Source organism: Streptomyces tanashiensis (assembly GCF_014648895.1).
In the GTDB taxonomy this organism is placed as follows: domain Bacteria; phylum Actinomycetota; class Actinomycetes; order Streptomycetales; family Streptomycetaceae; genus Streptomyces; species Streptomyces tanashiensis.
The window spans coordinates 665,444-680,420 of the sequence record NZ_BMRZ01000002.1; the positions used below are offsets into that span (position 1 = coordinate 665,444).

The window sequence follows — 14,977 nt, forward strand, 5'->3', positions numbered from 1 at the left end:
GCTGAGGAGATGGCCATGACCGCCCAGTCGTTCACCGTCGCCGACGTGATGACCAAGAAGGTCGTCGCCGTCCAGCCCGGTGCGGAGTTCAAGGAGATCGTCGCCGCCATGGAGCGGTGGAAGGTGACGGCCCTACCGGTCGTCGAGGGCGAGGGCCGCGTCGTGGGGGTGGTCTCCGAGGCCGACCTGCTCCTCAAGGAGGAGTTCCACGACCACCTTCTCGGTCTCGTCGAACAGATGCGACGGCTCGACGCCACGGCCAAGGCCGGTTCTCGGCGGGCCGAGGACCTGATGACCTCGCCCGCGGTCACCGTCGCTCCCGAGGCCTCCCTGCCCCAGGCCGCCCGCCTCATGGCCTCTCACCACGTCAAACGGCTGCCGGTCGTCGGCACGAGCGGAACGATCCAGGGCATCGTGAGCCGGTCCGACCTCCTCAAGGTCTTCCTCCGCCCGGACGAGGACCTCGCCGCCGAAGTGCGCCGCGACGTCGTCGAGCACCTCTTCCCGCTCTCTCGGCGCCAGGTCGACGTCCGTGTCGACGCCGGCGTGGTGACGCTGTCCGGCGAGGTCCGCGACAGGGCGCTCATCCCGCTCGCGGCCCGTCTGGCCCGCGCTGTCGAAGGCGTGGTGGACGTGCGGTGCGAGCTCACCGCCCAGGGCCGGACATAGGCCGTGTCCGGCCCTGGGCGGTGCAGGTCACGGTTCCGTCGCTCATGCTCGAAGTATGTCCCAGGTGACCAGCACCGACCTGTACGAGGTCACGATGGCGCTCTCGTACCTGCGGGAGGACATGCGGGCCCCGGCCACCTTCAGCCTCTTCGTCCGCGACCTCCCCCCGGGCCGCGGATTCCTCGTCTCGGCGGGGCTCGAACCGGCCCTCGACTTCCTTTCCCGGTTCCGGGTCGGCCGCTCCGACGTGCTGGAGTTCGCCGAGGCGCTGCGCCGGCCGGTCGAGGACCTGAAACCGCTGCACGGCCTGTCGTTCGACGGCCGGGTCCGCGCCGTGCCCGAGGGACGTCTGGTCCTCGCCGGTGAGCCGCTCCTGGAGGTCACCGCGCCCCTGCCGCAGGCCCAGCTCGTGGAGACCTACCTGCTGTCCCTCGTCTGCCACCAGACGGCGGTCGCCTCCAAAGCGGCGCGGTGTGTGCTGGCCGCCGCCGGGCGGCCGCTGGTGGACTTCTCCCTCCGCCGGACCCACGGACCGGAGGCCGGCCTGGAGGCGGCGCGCCTCTGCGCCCTGGTCGGGTTCAGCGGCACCAGCAACGTCGCCGCCGCGACCCGGTACGGCATTCCCGCATCCGGCACCATGGCGCACTCCTACGTCGAGACGTTCGCCTCGGAGGAGGACGCCTTCCGGGCCTTCGCGCGCACCCATCCGGGCCCGGTGACCTTCCTGGTCGACACGTACGACACCGACCGCGGGGTCGCGGCGGCCGCGCGGGTCCTCAGCGACCTGAGGCTCGGCCCGGGGTGCGGAATCCGCCTCGACAGCGGTGACCTGGGCGCGCTCGCCCGGCGCGCCCGTACCGCACTCGACGCGGCGGGGCTGAGAGACGTGCGGATCATCGCCGGCGGCGGCCTCGACGAGTACGCAGTGGCCGCTCTCGTTCGGGACGGGGTGCCCATCGACGTCTTCGCCGTGGGGACGAAGGTCGGCACGGCCGCCGACGCACCGTATCTGGACGCTGTGTACAAGCTGGTCGAGTACGACGGCCGGCCCGTCATGAAGCTCTCGTCGGCGAAGGTGACGACTCCCGCCCCGAAGCAGGTGTTCCGCGGCCCCGGCCTCGGCGACGTCATCGGCCTGGCGAACGAGGAGCCCCCCGAGGACTCGGAGCCACTGCTGCGGACCGTGATGCGCGGCGGGCTCCGCACGGAACCGCCCGACACCCTGGCAGCCGCCCGTGCCCGCTTCGAGGCCGACGTCGCCGTCCTGCCGGAGGCCGCGCGGCGCATCGAGGGCCCTGTGCCACCGGTACCGCTCGTGTCGACCCGGCTGTCGGCTCTGACGACCGTCGTACGACACCGGATCGAGGCGCGCACGCGAGCCGGACGGTAGCGCCGGGGACACGCGGCGGAGGCCATGCCCGACGGGGCGACGGGGGTCGGTGGATCCGCCGCACCGTCATGGTGTGGCGCTGAGTTCCGTTCCGATGTGGTGGGCCCATGCCCGGATGCGTTCCGGGTTGCGGAAGTCTCCGCCCTTGCCCCGGCTCGCCATGTGGCGGGCCACCGGGTCCGACGTCTCGGCGGTCATGGCGCCCCCGAAGGTCATGTGCTCGCGAGCGCCCAGCTTCTTCATCCGCCGGGCGACCCCTCGTACGGGCGGGATGTCGTGTTCGTCTGCGGAGGTGTCGACGGGACCGCTGCTGAAGAGCCACAGCGGCCGGTGTCTGAGCTGTTCGGCGTTGCGCCGGGCACAGCGTCGGGCCTTGCCGGTCCAGTGTCCGGCGTAGAGGGCTCCGCCGAGGACGACGCCGTCGTAGCCGCTCACGTCGGTGACGGTGTCGGCGGGCAGGACGACAGCGTCGTAGCCGTCGACCCGGAGCGCCTCACCGATCTCTTCGGCGATGCCGGCGGTCGCGCCGGCCTTGCTGCCGTAGGCCACGAGGACACGCTTGGCGTTCATGACGCCGCTCCCTCGGCCGTCTTGCCGGTCCGCTTCACCGGAATGGTCCGGACGGAGGCGATCCTCTCGTCAGGCATCGGGACGCGAATGGTGAGAATGCCGTCCGCGTACGACGCCTCGACGTCGTCGGTCGTGATCACGGCCGGGAGGCGCACGGTGCGGCGGAACGATCCGTAGCGGAACTCCGAGTGATCCTTGTCCTCCGTGCTCTCGCTGTGCTCCGCGCTCACGGTGATGAGGTCGTCGGCGGCGGTGATGGTGATGTCGTTGTCCGGGTCCATTCCCGGGAGCTCGGCCCGCAGCACGTACACGCCGTCTCCGCTGGTCACCTCCACGGGAATGGAGTGGGCGGCCGTCGCGGGTCGCCACCCGGGCAGCCCTGGGAACTCCCTGCTGAACCAGCTGTCGAAGTCGGGGAAGAGGCTGCGCCTGCGTTCCACCTTGCCTCCGGTCATGGTGCTGCTCCTCGAGTACGGGGCCCAGGCGGGTCGCCGTGGGCCCGAGCCGGTACGGACAGGCGGCGGATCGGGTTACGGATCCCGGTCCGGCTCCGTGACCCACTCTTCCTCGTGGAAGGTCGCGTGGAGCAGTGTCCGAGGGGGCTGTGCGGCGGGGCCGAACGGGGCGCTTCCAGAGGGGCCGACCAGACCCCGGCACCGTGACGCCGGTGCCGGCCCGCGGGGACGGCGGGGCTGATCCGGATACGCTTCCTGGCGCTCACGCCGACACTGCGGAGTCTCCGCGTGATGGGCCGTTCGGTCCCCGTCGCGACCTGCCCGGCCCTGCTGTCTGGAGCATCGGGGCATCAACCTGATGATCTGGACGTCCTCGTCGGTCCGGACTCCGGACGAAGCGGACTCGTGTGAGGAGGGGCGTGATGCCGGCACAGGTCACCGTCGGTGTGGACGGCTCGCAGGAAAGCCTCGCCGCAGCCGCATGGGCGGCAGGTGAAGCGGTACTGCGCGAAGTGCCCCTCCGGCTGGTGTACGTGGAGGAGTGGCCGAACACCCCGGAGCTGCCGCTTCCGTACGCCCGCACCCTCGACGAGCGAGTCGAGAGACTGCTGCGGGACCAGGCGGACCGCGCACGAAAGGACCATCCCGACCTCGAGGTGGTCATCGAACGCGCACGCGGCCTGGCGACCGAGGAACTGACGGCCGCCGCGAACGAAGCCGATCTGACGGTGCTCGGTTCGCGTGGGCTCGGGGGCGTCCTCGGCTTCGTGGTCGGCTCGGTGTCACTCGCCGTCGCCGGCTCGGCACGACAGCCGGTCGTCCTCGTGCGTGCGGAGGACGACCGAGTGGTTCCCGACGGCGGGATCGTGGTCGGTGTCGACATCTACCACCCGTGCGAAGCCCTGCTCGCGTTCTCGTTCAACGAAGCCGCCCGCCGGGGCCTGCCCCTGCGGTTCGTGCACAGCTGGACCCTTCTCGCCTCGTACGGCTACGCAGCTGTCGTGGACTCGGCGACCGACGAGGAGGAGGAACTGGGCAGCCGCCTTGTCGGGGGTCTCGAAGACCTGCTGGAACCGTGGCAGAAGACGTACCCGGGCGTGGACGTGACGGCCGGGGCGGTGCTGGGCTCGGCCGCGTACCAATTGGTCGAGGCGTCACGGACCGCGCAGCTCGTCGCCGTGGGACGCCGGTCCCGGAAGGTTCCCCTCGGCCCGCACCTCGGCCATGTCGCCCACGCGGTCATCCACCACAGCCCCGCGCCGGTCGCCGTCGTCCCCCTGGTGTGAGCGGCCCCCTGGTGTGAGCGGACGGCGGTGACGGACAAGGTCGCACAGCTCACCCTGGACGGCGGCCACTGAACTCGGGGGCGTCCCCGGTCGTCTCCTGCACCCGGGTCGGTCAGCCCATCGACCGGGTCCGGGCGGCCCTGGGCGATCCTTGCGACCGGAGAGAGGCTGGAGACGACCCACCCGTGTCCCCCGGTCGGGGCGGCCACGGCTGGAACGGTCCGGAACGAGGAGGTGGACGATCATGACACGGAGCATCGTGGTCGGCCTGGACGGCACGGAGCAGGCCGAAGCCGCCGCGGAATGGGCGGCGGAGGAGGCGCTGCTGCGCGGCACCGGAGTGCATCTGGTGCACGCGAAGGAACCGGTGTTCGGGGCCGTTCTGGCGTTGGTGGCCCGGGAGTCCGAGGAGGCATGGGCCGAGGAGATGGTGGCGCGCGTCGCCGCCGGCCTGTGCGAGCGCCATCCCGGACTGTCGGTGACCACTCGGATGCTGCCCGTGGGTCCCGTGCCGGGACTGGTCGCGGCGGCTCAGGAGAGCGATCTTCTGGTCCTCGGCTCACGTGCGCTCGGCAGCGTGGCCGGTTACCTGGTCGGCTCGGTCGGCCTGACGGTCGCCGGTACCGTCGAGCGGCCCGTCGTGCTGGTGCGGGCCGGCGGTGGGGCGACCGCGCCCCAGGGCCCCGTCCTGGTCGGCACCGATGTGCGGCAGCCCGTGGACTCCGTGCTGGGCTTCGCCTTCGAGGAAGCCGCGCGACGGCACTCCCGGCTCCACGTCGTGTACGTGGAGCAACTCCCGCTCTTCGCGGGACTGGGACCCGCCATGGTCCCGGACATCCGCGCTGCCGTGGCTCCGGAGATCAAGCGCTCGCTCGATGAACTGCTGGAACCCTGGCAGGCGAAGTACCCGGACATCGAGACCACCGCGAGTGTGGCGGTCGGATCGGCCGGACCAGAACTGGTGGTGACCGCGCGGGAGGCCTCCCTCGTGGTGGTGGGCCGGCGTACCCGCCGCTCGACGCTCGGCGCGCACATCGGCAGCGTGGCCCACGCCGTCCTGCACCACAGCCCGGCGCCCGTGGCACTCGTTCCCCACGACTGATCTATGCCGGTCAGCTCTCCGCCGCGCCGGGTCATGCTCCCGGAGTCGTCACGAGCCCATGGGCGCCCGGTGACGAGCACCACCGGATGGTCCAGGTCTCCTTCCGCATGGCCGTCGGCCTGGCACCGGGTCCGAGGGCCGTGGCGGCGAGACCGCTCATGCAGACTCCCCGGTGACCCGGGGATTGGGCCGTTCGGCCCGCTTTCCGGCCCTGGGTGGCCGTAGCCGACGAATCCTTCCGGAGGCTGGCATGGAAGACATGAACGCCGACCGCGCGCTCCTCGTCGCCACCGGGGTACGCAAGATCTACCGGACGGGATCCGTCGAGGTCACCGCCCTGCTCGACCTGGATCTCCTCGTGCACCACGGAGAGATGGTGGCGGTCATGGGACCGTCCGGTTCCGGAAAGACCACTCTGCTCAACTGTCTGTCGGGCCTCGACGACATCGACGGCGGCCGGGTGGAGGTCGACGGCCACGATCTGTTCGCGATGTCGGACGCGGCGCGCACGGAACATCGGGCGCACACCATGGGCTTCGTCTTCCAGGCGTTCAACCTCATCCCGGTCTTCTCCGCGGTGGAGAACGTCGAGCTGCCCCTGTTGCTCGTGGGCACCCGGCCACGAGAAGCGCGTGGCCGGGCATTGGACATGCTCGACCGGGTGGGCCTCGGCCACCGGGTCGAGCACCGGCCGAGCGAGATGTCCGGCGGTGAACAGCAGCGGGTGACCATCGCCCGCGCCCTGGCCGGACGCCCGGCCATCGTGTGGGCGGACGAACCCACCGGCAACCTCGACAGCGCGATGGCCGAGCAGGTCATGGACCTGCTGTGCGCGCTCAACCGGGACGAGGGCCAGACGATCGTCCTGGTCACCCATGACAGCGCCATCGGCGCCCGCGTCCCCCGACTGATCCGGATGCGCGACGGGCAGCTGGTCGACGACGTCCGCCAGGCCGTCACCGCCCCGGCCGCGATCCGCGACATCCCCACGGGCTGACCATGTACCCGAACCTCCTCGTCCCGCTGCTGACCGCCCTCGCGCTCGCCCTCGCGGCCCTGGTGCTGGTGGCCGTCCGGCAGCCGGTGTCACGGCGGCTGGCCTTCCGGCAGGTCGCCCGCCGGCGCACCGAGGCAGCACTGGTGATCGGCGGTTCGATGCTCGGAACGGCCATCGTCATCGGGGCCCTGGTCGTCGGCGACACACTGAACTTCTCCGTACGGCAGGAGGCCTACCGGACGCTGGGACCGGTGGACGAGCGCGTCGTCGCTCCCCCCGGGCCGACCGGGCAGGCCGTCACCGAGCGGCTGGCAGCCCTGGCGGGCGACCCCGACGTCGACGGCGTCCTGAACGCCCGGGCCACCCAGGCATCGGCCGTCAACACCACCGACGGCCGCACGGCCGCCGAGCCACGCGTCCTGGCCTGGCAGATGGACTTCGACAAGGCGGCGCGCTTCGGCGCACCCGGTGGCGACTCCGGTCTCGGCGGACCGAACCCGAAGCCCGGCCAGGTCGTGGTCAACGAGCCGCTGGCCCGGTCCCTGAGCGTGGGAGCCGGTGATCCCATCACGGTGTACCTGTTCGGGACACCGCAGGCGTACCGGGTCGAGCGCGTGGTCCCGGAACAGGGCCTTGCCGGTGTGGGCCTGGGCGGCCGGCTGAACCGCGACGTCTTCCTGTCACCGGGGACCCTGGACTCCGCCGCCCGGGCCGCCGGAGCGGAGCCGCGCTCGGTCACCTTCGTGTCCAATCGAGGCGGCGTCGAAGGCGGCGAAGCCCTGACCGACCGCGTGACCACCGACATCCGGCAGGCACTGGGCCCGCTCGCCGGTCAGACAGCGATCGACACGCCGAAGCACACGGTCCTGCGGGACGCCGAACAGGCCGGGGACTCCCTCGGCGCCCTCTTCCTCATGATCGGCAGCTTCAGCATCATCGCGGGCGCCCTGCTCCTGGTGAACATCTTCGTGATGCTCGGCGAGGAGCGGAAGTCCCAGATGGGCATGGTGCGGGCGGTGGGGATGAAGCGCTCACGCCTCGTCGGGTCCTTCACCCTCGAAGGCGCCACGTACGCGTTGCTGTCCGCGCTGCCGGGGGTGGCGCTCGGGGTCGCCGTCGGCTGGGGCGTCGCCGTGGTGGCGGCGCAGATCTTCCAGGGCTGGTCGGTCGGCGGAAGCAGCCTCCGCATCGCCTTCGCCATCACCCCCACCAGCGTCCTCAACGGACTGGCCATGGGCCTGCTCATCGCCTTCGCCGCCATCCTCGCGACCAGCGTGCGCATCAGCAGGTTCAACATCATCGCCGCGATCCGCGACCTCCCGACGACGCCGGGGCGGGGGCCGCGCCGCCGTCTGCTCGCGGTCTCCACCACTCTGGCGGTCCTCTGCGCGTTCGTGTCCGTGCCGGCCGTGGCACGCAGCCAACCGGACGCGACGTACCTCATGCCGGCGCTCGCCCTCGCCTTCGCCGCTCCGGCGCTGCTGCGAGTCCTCCCCCGTCACACCGTCACCACCCTGGTCGCGGGGGCGGTCCTCGCCTGGACGCTCCTGGCACCCGTCATACGTCCCCGGATCTTCGACACGCCGTCGATGTCCGTGTACGTCATCCAAGGCGCCCTGGCCGCCTTCTCCGCCGTGGTGCTCGTCAGCGACAACCAGAAGACGCTGCTCCGCCCCGTACGGGGGCTCCTCCAGCGCCCGACGGAGGGCGGCCTGGCGGCGCGGCTCGGCGTCGCGTACCCGCTGGCCAAGCGGTTCAGGACCGGCGCGACGCTGGTGATGTACACCCTGATCGTGTTCGTCCTCGTCCTCCTGACGGAGATCTCGGGCATCCTCCGCGCCGGAGTCGACGGAGTCGTCGCCGACGCCACCGCCGGATACTCCCTGCGGCTGGACTACAACCCTCAGGTCGCCGGCGACCGGCTCGTCGCCGATCTCCGCGGCGGCCCGTCGGCCGCCGGGATCGCCGCCGTGACACCGCTGCTCAACGCCACAGGCCGGGCCACCGACCCGGGGCACCGCAGCCCTCGACCGCTGGACACCGCCGTCGTCGGTGTCCCCGACGGAGCGATCACCGGCATCACGTTCCGGGAGCGGCTGCCCGGGCTGAACAACGACGCCGCCGTGTGGCAGGCCCTCGCCTCCGACCCCCGCTACGTCGTGCTCGACGCCTTCTTCGGCAGTACGGGCGGCCCGGCCGGCGACTACTACGACCCCGGGGACACCCTCTCCCTGACGGATCCGCGGACGGGACGCAGCGAGCAGAAGGTCATCGCCGGTGTGCTGAGCAACGGGCTGGTCTTCTACCCGGGCACCGGCGCCAGTTCGACCACCTACCCCGTCGTGCTGGGCGAGCGGGCGACGCGCGAGCTCTTCGGCGCCCAGGCACAGAACGCCTCCGCGCTGGTGCGCACCAGCCCCGGAACCTCCCCCGACGCCCTGGCGACCCGGCTGCAGGGCGAGCAGCTCTCGGCCAGCCTGGTCGCCACCCCCATCGAGTCGGACATCCGCCAACAGTTCGACTCCAGCACCGCCTTCTTCCGTCTCATGCAGGGCTTCCTCGCCCTGGGGCTCGGCGTGGGAATCACCGGCCTCGGCGTCGTCATGGTCCGAGCCGTACGCGAACGCCGCCGCACCATCGGCATCCTGCGGGCCCTCGGCTTCCGGGCACGGACCGTCCAACGGTCCTTCCTGTGGGAGAGCTCCTTCATCGCCGTGGAGGGAATCGTCCTCGGATCGCTGCTGGGCGTGCTCACCACCTGGCTCATGTACGCCAACAGTGCCGCGTTCGAGGGCCTCGAAGGAGGTTTCCCGGTCGAATGGACCAGCATCGTCGGCCTGGCCGCAGCCACCTTCGCCGCGTCGCTCCTGGCCACGATCGGACCGGCGCGCCGCGCGGCCGCCATCCGCCCCGCGCTCGCGGTCCGCGTCACCGAATGACGGGTCCTACTCAGGAGAGCCGTCGTCGCGGGCGTGGCGCCAGTCCCGGTACGCGGCCACCGCCGTGGGCAGTGTGGGGAAGATCAGATCGGCACCGACCGACTCGGTCAGCCCGTAGGCGTCGAGATCGTCGAGCAGGTCCTGCTTCACACGCGCCAGCGCGAACACGATGCCGCGCCCGGACAGTTCGCGGCGCAGCTCGTCGACGGAGTCCAGCGCGGTGATGTCCACCTCCACATTGGCCTCGGCATTGAGCACGAACCAGTGGACGGGCCCGGACTGCTCCGCGACGGCGGCGAGTGCACGGCTCCGGAAGTTCTCCGCGTTGGCGAAGAACAGCGGCGAGTCGTATCGGTAGACGAGCAGCCCAGGAATCGTACGGGCCTCCGGATAGTCGTCGATGTCGTGCATGCCGGCCACGCCGGGCACCAGCCCCTGGACGGCGTCGTGCGGGCGCGCCACCCGTGTCAGAAGCTCGGCCACCGACAGACCGACCGCCACCAGCACCCCGTACAGAATGTCCAGGGACAGCACGCCGCACAGGCAGCCGACGGCCAGCAGGAGCTCCCTGCGACGGAACGATGCCAGCCGCCGGAAGCCTGCCAGGTCGATCATCTTGACCGCGGCGTAGACGACGAGTGCGCCCAGCACGGCGACTGGGGTGAGGCTCAGCAGCGGGCTGAGGAACAGCAGGACAGCGAGAACGGCCGCCCCTGCGGTCAGCGAGTACACCTGACTTCGCGCACCGGTGGAGTCCGCCAGCGCGGTGCGGCTGGCACTGCTGCTCACCGGGAACCCGCTCAGGACGCCCGCGCCGAGGTTCGCGACGCCCAGGGCCAGCAACTCCTGGTTGGCGTCCAGGCGCCCGGCGTCGTCGCCGGAGGCGAAGGCACGCGCGGTGAGGATCACATCCGTGTAGCCCACGAGGAGGATGCCGAGCGCCGGAACCATCAGCCGGGACAGCTCGTCGACGTCCGGCAGAGCCGGACGGGGCAGCCCCGCCGGCACCGCTCCGATCACGGCGATGCCGTGCTCGTCCAGGCCGAACGCCGCCACTGCCACGGTTCCGAGTCCGACCACCACCAGCGGCCCGGGAACCGCACGCAGGAGGAGCGGAAGGGTGAAGAGCAGGACGAGGGCGGTGACAGCGACGGCGACGGTGGCGGGCTGGGCCTCGGGCAGGTTCTGTGCGAAGGACGACAGCTGCGGAAAGAACCCTGACCCGGTGGTGCTCACGCCCGTCATCTTCGGCAGCTGATCCACGATCATGATCAGCGCCACACCCGCGAGATAGCCGACCAGGACCGGCCGCGAGAGGAGATCGGCGACGAAGCCGAGTCTGGCCGCCCACGCCACCAGGCACAGCAGCCCGACCGCGACCGCCAGGGCGGCCGCCCATACGGCATACCGCCCAGGGTCCCCGGCTGCGAGCGGCGCGACGACGGTGGCGGTCATCAGCGCGGTCGTCGACTCCGGCCCGACCGACAACAGCCGCGACGAGCCGAGCAGCGCGTACACCACCAGTGCGGGCAGAATCGCCCACAGCCCGGCGACGGGCGGCAGCCCCGCCACGGTCGCGTATGCCATGACCTGCGGCACGAGATACGCCACGACGGTCACGCCCGCCAGCAGGTCGCCGCGCAGCCAGGAGCGCTCGTAGCGGGCGAGGACAGCGATTCCAGGCGCTCCGGGCACCAATCGGCGCCACCCCGGATCGCCGCGTCGGGCGTGCTGCGACATGAGGCTCCTCTCCCCCACCGCTTCAAGCTCTCACGGACTCTGCCACGGCCCCGAGAAGCGAAGGTCCCACCACGCCGCCACCCACTGCCTCCGGGCGTGACCGCTTGCCCGGGCCCGGTCCGGACGACTGAAGCGCTCCTCAGCCGCACCAAGATCCGGCCGAGGACCCTCACGCCTTGGTGGCCCGGTCATAGGCCTGCGTCGTCCTCTCCAGGAAGGCAGCCACGGTCTCCTGCTCCTCCGGCGTCATGGACGCGGTGATCTCGGCGATGCCGAGAACGAGGGGCTCGACGTGCTCGAAGGCGGCCGCCTCCCAGTGCTCGGCAGGGGTGACGATCACCTTGCGCCGGTCAGTCGGGTGCCGCTCCCTGGTGACGTGGCCGCCGTCCACGAGGCGGTCGATCACGAGGGTCATCGCCGCCGTCGACGTGCTGAGTTCACGTGCCAGCTCGCTCGGCGTCGCCGGACCGGCAGTGACCAGGTGGTCCATCACCGCGAGCCCGGCGGGATCGACGTGCAGCTGCCGGCCCAGATACCGCTCGAACCGCTGCTGCCGGCGCGTCAGCCGACGCAGGTGGTCGCGGATGGCGCTCTCGGGGGAAACCGCGGGCAGGGGCTTGGAGGGCTGGTTGGCGGTCATGAGCGCGAAGACACTCCCGGTATCGCTGAAGGCATGGGCAACCATGATGCCGTGAGGCCGGCGCGCAGGGGTGTCCGTCACCGCCCGGATGCGCGGGCCCCCTTCCGGGCGGCGGCGAAGGAGTGGCTTCCGTGTGTCGAGCACCAGGCGCGCTCGTCTCGGGTTTCACACGGTGAGGTCGTGCTTGGTGTCGGAGTCGACGGAAGCGGCCTCGGGGGTGATGCCGTGCTGCTCCTCGTCAGGGCGCCCCTTCTTGGGCAGCAGGAACGTGACAGCCAGGAAGGCCACCAGCAGACACGCCTGGACGATCAGGGCGCGGTGGAAGCCACCGGTGAAGTCACCGGTCTCGGCCCGGGCGAAGAACACCGACCCGAAGATCGCGACGCCGATCGAGCCACCGATGGCCTGCACGGCCGACAGGACGCCGGAGGCGGAACCGATCTCGTCGTCGTCGACCGCGGCCAGGATGAAGCTGAACAGGGCGGCGATCACCATGCCCGCTCCGACACCCGCCACCGCCACGCCGGGAACGATGTCCCAGATAGGGAACGAGGCGGCGTCGAGGCCGTCCAGCTCGAACCACAGCACAGCCGCACCGACCAGCTGCACCAGCGGTCCGATCTGCAGCACCTTGCGGCCGATCCTGTCCGCGAGGAACGCGCCGCTGACGGCTCCGCCGATCGCCGTGCCCACCGCGAGCGGCAGGTTGCCCAGGCCCGCTTCACCGGCGGTGAAGTGCCGGCCGATCTGCAGGAACAGGGTCAGCACGAGCTGGGTGCCGATCAGCCCGCCGAAGAACAGGGCGATGCCGCCGAGACCGACGGTGAAGGCGGGCTTGCGCAGCAATCCCGGGGTCACGAGCGGCTCACGGCCCGTGGCAGCCGTACGGCGCTGCTGCACGGCGAACAGGACGAAGCCGATGACCGAGGCCGTCATGCACAGCCACGTCCACAGCGGCCAGCCGTCATCCTGCCCCTGGTTCAGCGGCAGCACCAACAGGGCGCAGGACACCACGACCAGGGCGGCGCCGACCACGTCGACCCGCACCGTGCGGTCGCCCGCCTTCCTGGGCACGAACTTCGTCGCGACGATCGACGCCGCGATGCCGATGGGCAGGTTGATCACGAACACCGACCGCCAGCCCAGGCCGAAGAAGTCGCCCTCGATGAGGAACCCGCCCAGGACCGGGCCGATGATGCCACCCAGACCGAGGACGGGGCCGAAGATCGCGAAGACCTTGGTGAGCTCCGGTCCGGAGAAGTTCTCCCGCAGCAGGCCGAGGCCCTGCGGCAGCAGCATCGCCCCGGCGGTGCCCTGCAGCAGACGGAAGGCGATCAGCGACTCGACGTTCGGCGCCAGTGCGCACAGCAGCGAGCTCGCGGTGAAGGCCGCCAGGCCGATCAGGAACATCCGGCGCCGGCCGTAGCGGTCGCCGAGCCGGCCGCCCAGGACCAGGCCGGCCCCCAGGGTGAGGGCGTAGCCGCCGATCACCCACTGCAGGCCGACGGAACCGGCACCGAGGGACTCCTCCAGCGCGGGCCCGGCGACGTTGACGATCGACGCGTCCAGGAGGTCCATGATCTCCGCGACGACCATCACCACCAGGATCAGCCACCGCCACCGGTAGGGCTCGGGGGTCGTGTCGGCGCCCATAGTACCTCAGTTCATTGACTACCAATCTTCTTAGCAATATCGAGAGTAACTTGACCCGTGCAGATGTCAATCTCACGCCCGAGGCACGCGCCCTCGGGCCGCTCAGGCCGTTCCGGATGCGGCGGGGCGAGGTCGGCGGCGAAACGCCCCGGCAGGCGACCGCCGCCGCCTGCCGGGTGCCTTCCGCCCGGCCCGCCCACGGTCAGCGGGCGGAGAAGGAGTGCACCGTCGTCGAGCGGTAGGTCTGCCCCGGGCGGAGCACCGTCGACGGGAAGGTCGGCTGGTTGGGAGAGTCGGGGAAGTGCTGGGTCTCCAGGCAGAAGCCGTCGCCCTGGCGGTAGACCTTCCCCGACGTACCCGCCAGCGTGGCGTCGAGGAAGTTGCCGCTGTAGAACTGCACTCCCGGCTCGGTGGTCGCGATCTCCATCACACGCCCGTGGACGGGTTCCGTCACGGTCACGACATGCTGCGGGGTGTCGGTGAGTCCCTTGTCCAGCGCGAAGTTGTGGTCGTAGCCGCGGCCGAAGAGGACCTGCGGGTGCGCCTCGCGGATGTGCCGGCCGATGGGCTTGCCGTTGCGGAAGTCGAAGGGGCCGTGTGCGACCCGGGCCAGTTCGCCGGTCGGGATCAGGGTGGAGTCGACGGGGGTGTAGCGGGACGCGGCGATCCTCAGGGTGTGGTCGAGGATGCTGCCGCTGCCCTCTCCCGCGAGGTTGAAGTAGGTGTGGTTGGTGAGGTTCACGACGGTGGCCCTGTCCGTCGTGGCCTTGTAGTCGATACGGAAGTCGCCGCGGGGCGTGAGGACGTAGTCGACGCGGATGTGCAGGGTGCCGGGGTAGCCCATCTCGCCGTCCGCGCTGACGTAGCGCAGGGTGAGGCCGGTGTCCCGCCCTCGCGCATACGGCTCGACGTCCCACACCCGCTTGTCGAAGCCCTTGTCCCCGCCGTGCAGGCTGTTCGGGTCGTCGTTGACGGGGAGTCGGTAGGTGATGCCGTCGAGGGTGAAGGCGCCGCCCGCGATGCGGTTGCCGTAGCGGCCGATGAGGGCGCCGCAATACGGGCTGCCCGTCACGTAGTCCTCGAGGTTGTCGAAGCCCAGGGACACGTTCGCGTACCGCCCGCGCCGGTCAGGGATCTCGAGGGCCTGGACGATGCCGCCGTACGACAGCACCCGCAGCCGGGTACCTCCCGCCGCCACCGTCCAGCGGTGGACCCGTGTGCCGTCGGACAGGGTCCCGAACAGCTCCTTCCGCGGTCTTCCGCCCAGCCTTCCCGCGCCGCCCGCGGCGAACGCCGGGGCCGCCCCCGCGGCCGCTGCCGCCACTCCGGCGGCGCCCGCCGCCATCACCGTCCGCCTGTCGATGGTCATGCCGCTGGGACTCCTCACCGTAGAACGTTCGATATTTCGTCACTCGTTCGAAATCGTGGCGCGACCGTAGTGTCGCCGCGAGGAACATGTCAACGGTCCGCGCGTCGCACATCTCCCGGTCAACGTCCCTGCCATTCAAGGGAGATGGGCCCGATGCGCCGGCGCGC

The 14,977-nt window shown here is 71.2% G+C and carries 12 protein-coding genes; 6 read left to right on the forward strand and 6 right to left on the reverse strand.

All coding sequences use genetic code 11. From position 1 onward, the window contains the following. The first annotated feature begins 15 nt into the window (after positions 1 to 15). Together IE237_RS08615 and IE237_RS08620 are read left to right on the forward strand one after the other, a co-directional pair. A complete protein-coding gene (locus tag IE237_RS08615; protein WP_189801201.1) occupies positions 16 to 669 on the forward strand; it encodes a CBS domain-containing protein in 654 nt (217 codons plus the stop codon). Between the two features lie 55 nt (positions 670 to 724). Further along, positions 725 to 2,059, forward strand: coding sequence for a nicotinate phosphoribosyltransferase (locus IE237_RS08620; protein ID WP_189801202.1), 1,335 nt, complete (start codon positions 725 to 727; stop codon positions 2,057 to 2,059). Between the two features lie 66 nt (positions 2,060 to 2,125). On the opposite strand, the gene IE237_RS08625 is transcribed toward IE237_RS08620, so the two are convergent. Both IE237_RS08625 and IE237_RS08630 read right to left on the reverse strand, forming a co-directional pair. Then, positions 2,126 to 2,629 (reverse strand): flavodoxin domain-containing protein, encoded by a 504-nt coding sequence (locus IE237_RS08625; protein WP_189801203.1) that lies wholly within the window; start codon positions 2,627 to 2,629, stop codon positions 2,126 to 2,128. After that, positions 2,626 to 3,084, reverse strand: a complete 459-nt coding sequence (locus tag IE237_RS08630; RefSeq protein WP_189801204.1) for an Hsp20/alpha crystallin family protein — start codon at positions 3,082 to 3,084, stop codon at positions 2,626 to 2,628. Before IE237_RS08630 ends, IE237_RS08625 begins: the two co-directional genes overlap by 4 nt. A gap of 422 nt (positions 3,085 to 3,506) precedes the next feature. Here IE237_RS08630 and IE237_RS08635 point away from each other — a divergent pair, with 422 nt between their 5' ends. From IE237_RS08635 to IE237_RS08650, 4 genes are all read left to right on the forward strand, one after another. Continuing rightward, positions 3,507 to 4,370, forward strand: coding sequence for a universal stress protein (locus IE237_RS08635; RefSeq protein WP_189801205.1), 864 nt, complete (start codon positions 3,507 to 3,509; stop codon positions 4,368 to 4,370). A gap of 244 nt (positions 4,371 to 4,614) precedes the next feature. Beyond that, positions 4,615 to 5,472, forward strand: a complete 858-nt coding sequence (locus tag IE237_RS08640) for a universal stress protein (RefSeq protein WP_189801206.1) — start codon at positions 4,615 to 4,617, stop codon at positions 5,470 to 5,472. A gap of 250 nt (positions 5,473 to 5,722) precedes the next feature. Continuing rightward, entirely contained in the window at positions 5,723 to 6,469 is a 747-nt protein-coding gene (locus IE237_RS08645; RefSeq protein WP_229842458.1) for an ABC transporter ATP-binding protein, read from the forward strand. Between the two features lie 2 nt (positions 6,470 to 6,471). Continuing rightward, positions 6,472 to 9,408 carry an ABC transporter permease gene (locus IE237_RS08650; RefSeq protein WP_189801207.1) on the forward strand — a complete coding sequence of 979 codons (2,937 nt, stop codon included), beginning with the start codon at positions 6,472 to 6,474 and terminating at the stop codon, positions 9,406 to 9,408. A 6-nt stretch (positions 9,409 to 9,414) separates the two neighbouring features. Here IE237_RS08650 and IE237_RS08655 read toward each other — a convergent pair whose 3' ends face one another. From IE237_RS08655 to IE237_RS08670, 4 genes are all read right to left on the reverse strand, one after another. Further along, a complete protein-coding gene (locus IE237_RS08655) occupies positions 9,415 to 11,148 on the reverse strand; it encodes a SulP family inorganic anion transporter (protein ID WP_189801208.1) in 1,734 nt (577 codons plus the stop codon). Positions 11,149 to 11,317: 169 nt separating this feature from the next. Continuing rightward, on the reverse strand, positions 11,318 to 11,788 hold the full coding sequence (locus tag IE237_RS08660) for a MarR family winged helix-turn-helix transcriptional regulator (protein ID WP_189801209.1): 471 nt from the start codon (positions 11,786 to 11,788) through the stop codon (positions 11,318 to 11,320). A 165-nt stretch (positions 11,789 to 11,953) separates the two neighbouring features. After that, positions 11,954 to 13,441, reverse strand: coding sequence for an MFS transporter (locus IE237_RS08665; RefSeq protein ID WP_189801210.1), 1,488 nt, complete (start codon positions 13,439 to 13,441; stop codon positions 11,954 to 11,956). A 202-nt stretch (positions 13,442 to 13,643) separates the two neighbouring features. Next, positions 13,644 to 14,810, reverse strand: coding sequence for an aldose epimerase family protein (locus IE237_RS08670; protein ID WP_189801211.1), 1,167 nt, complete (start codon positions 14,808 to 14,810; stop codon positions 13,644 to 13,646). Between the last annotated feature and the right edge of the window lie 167 nt (positions 14,811 to 14,977).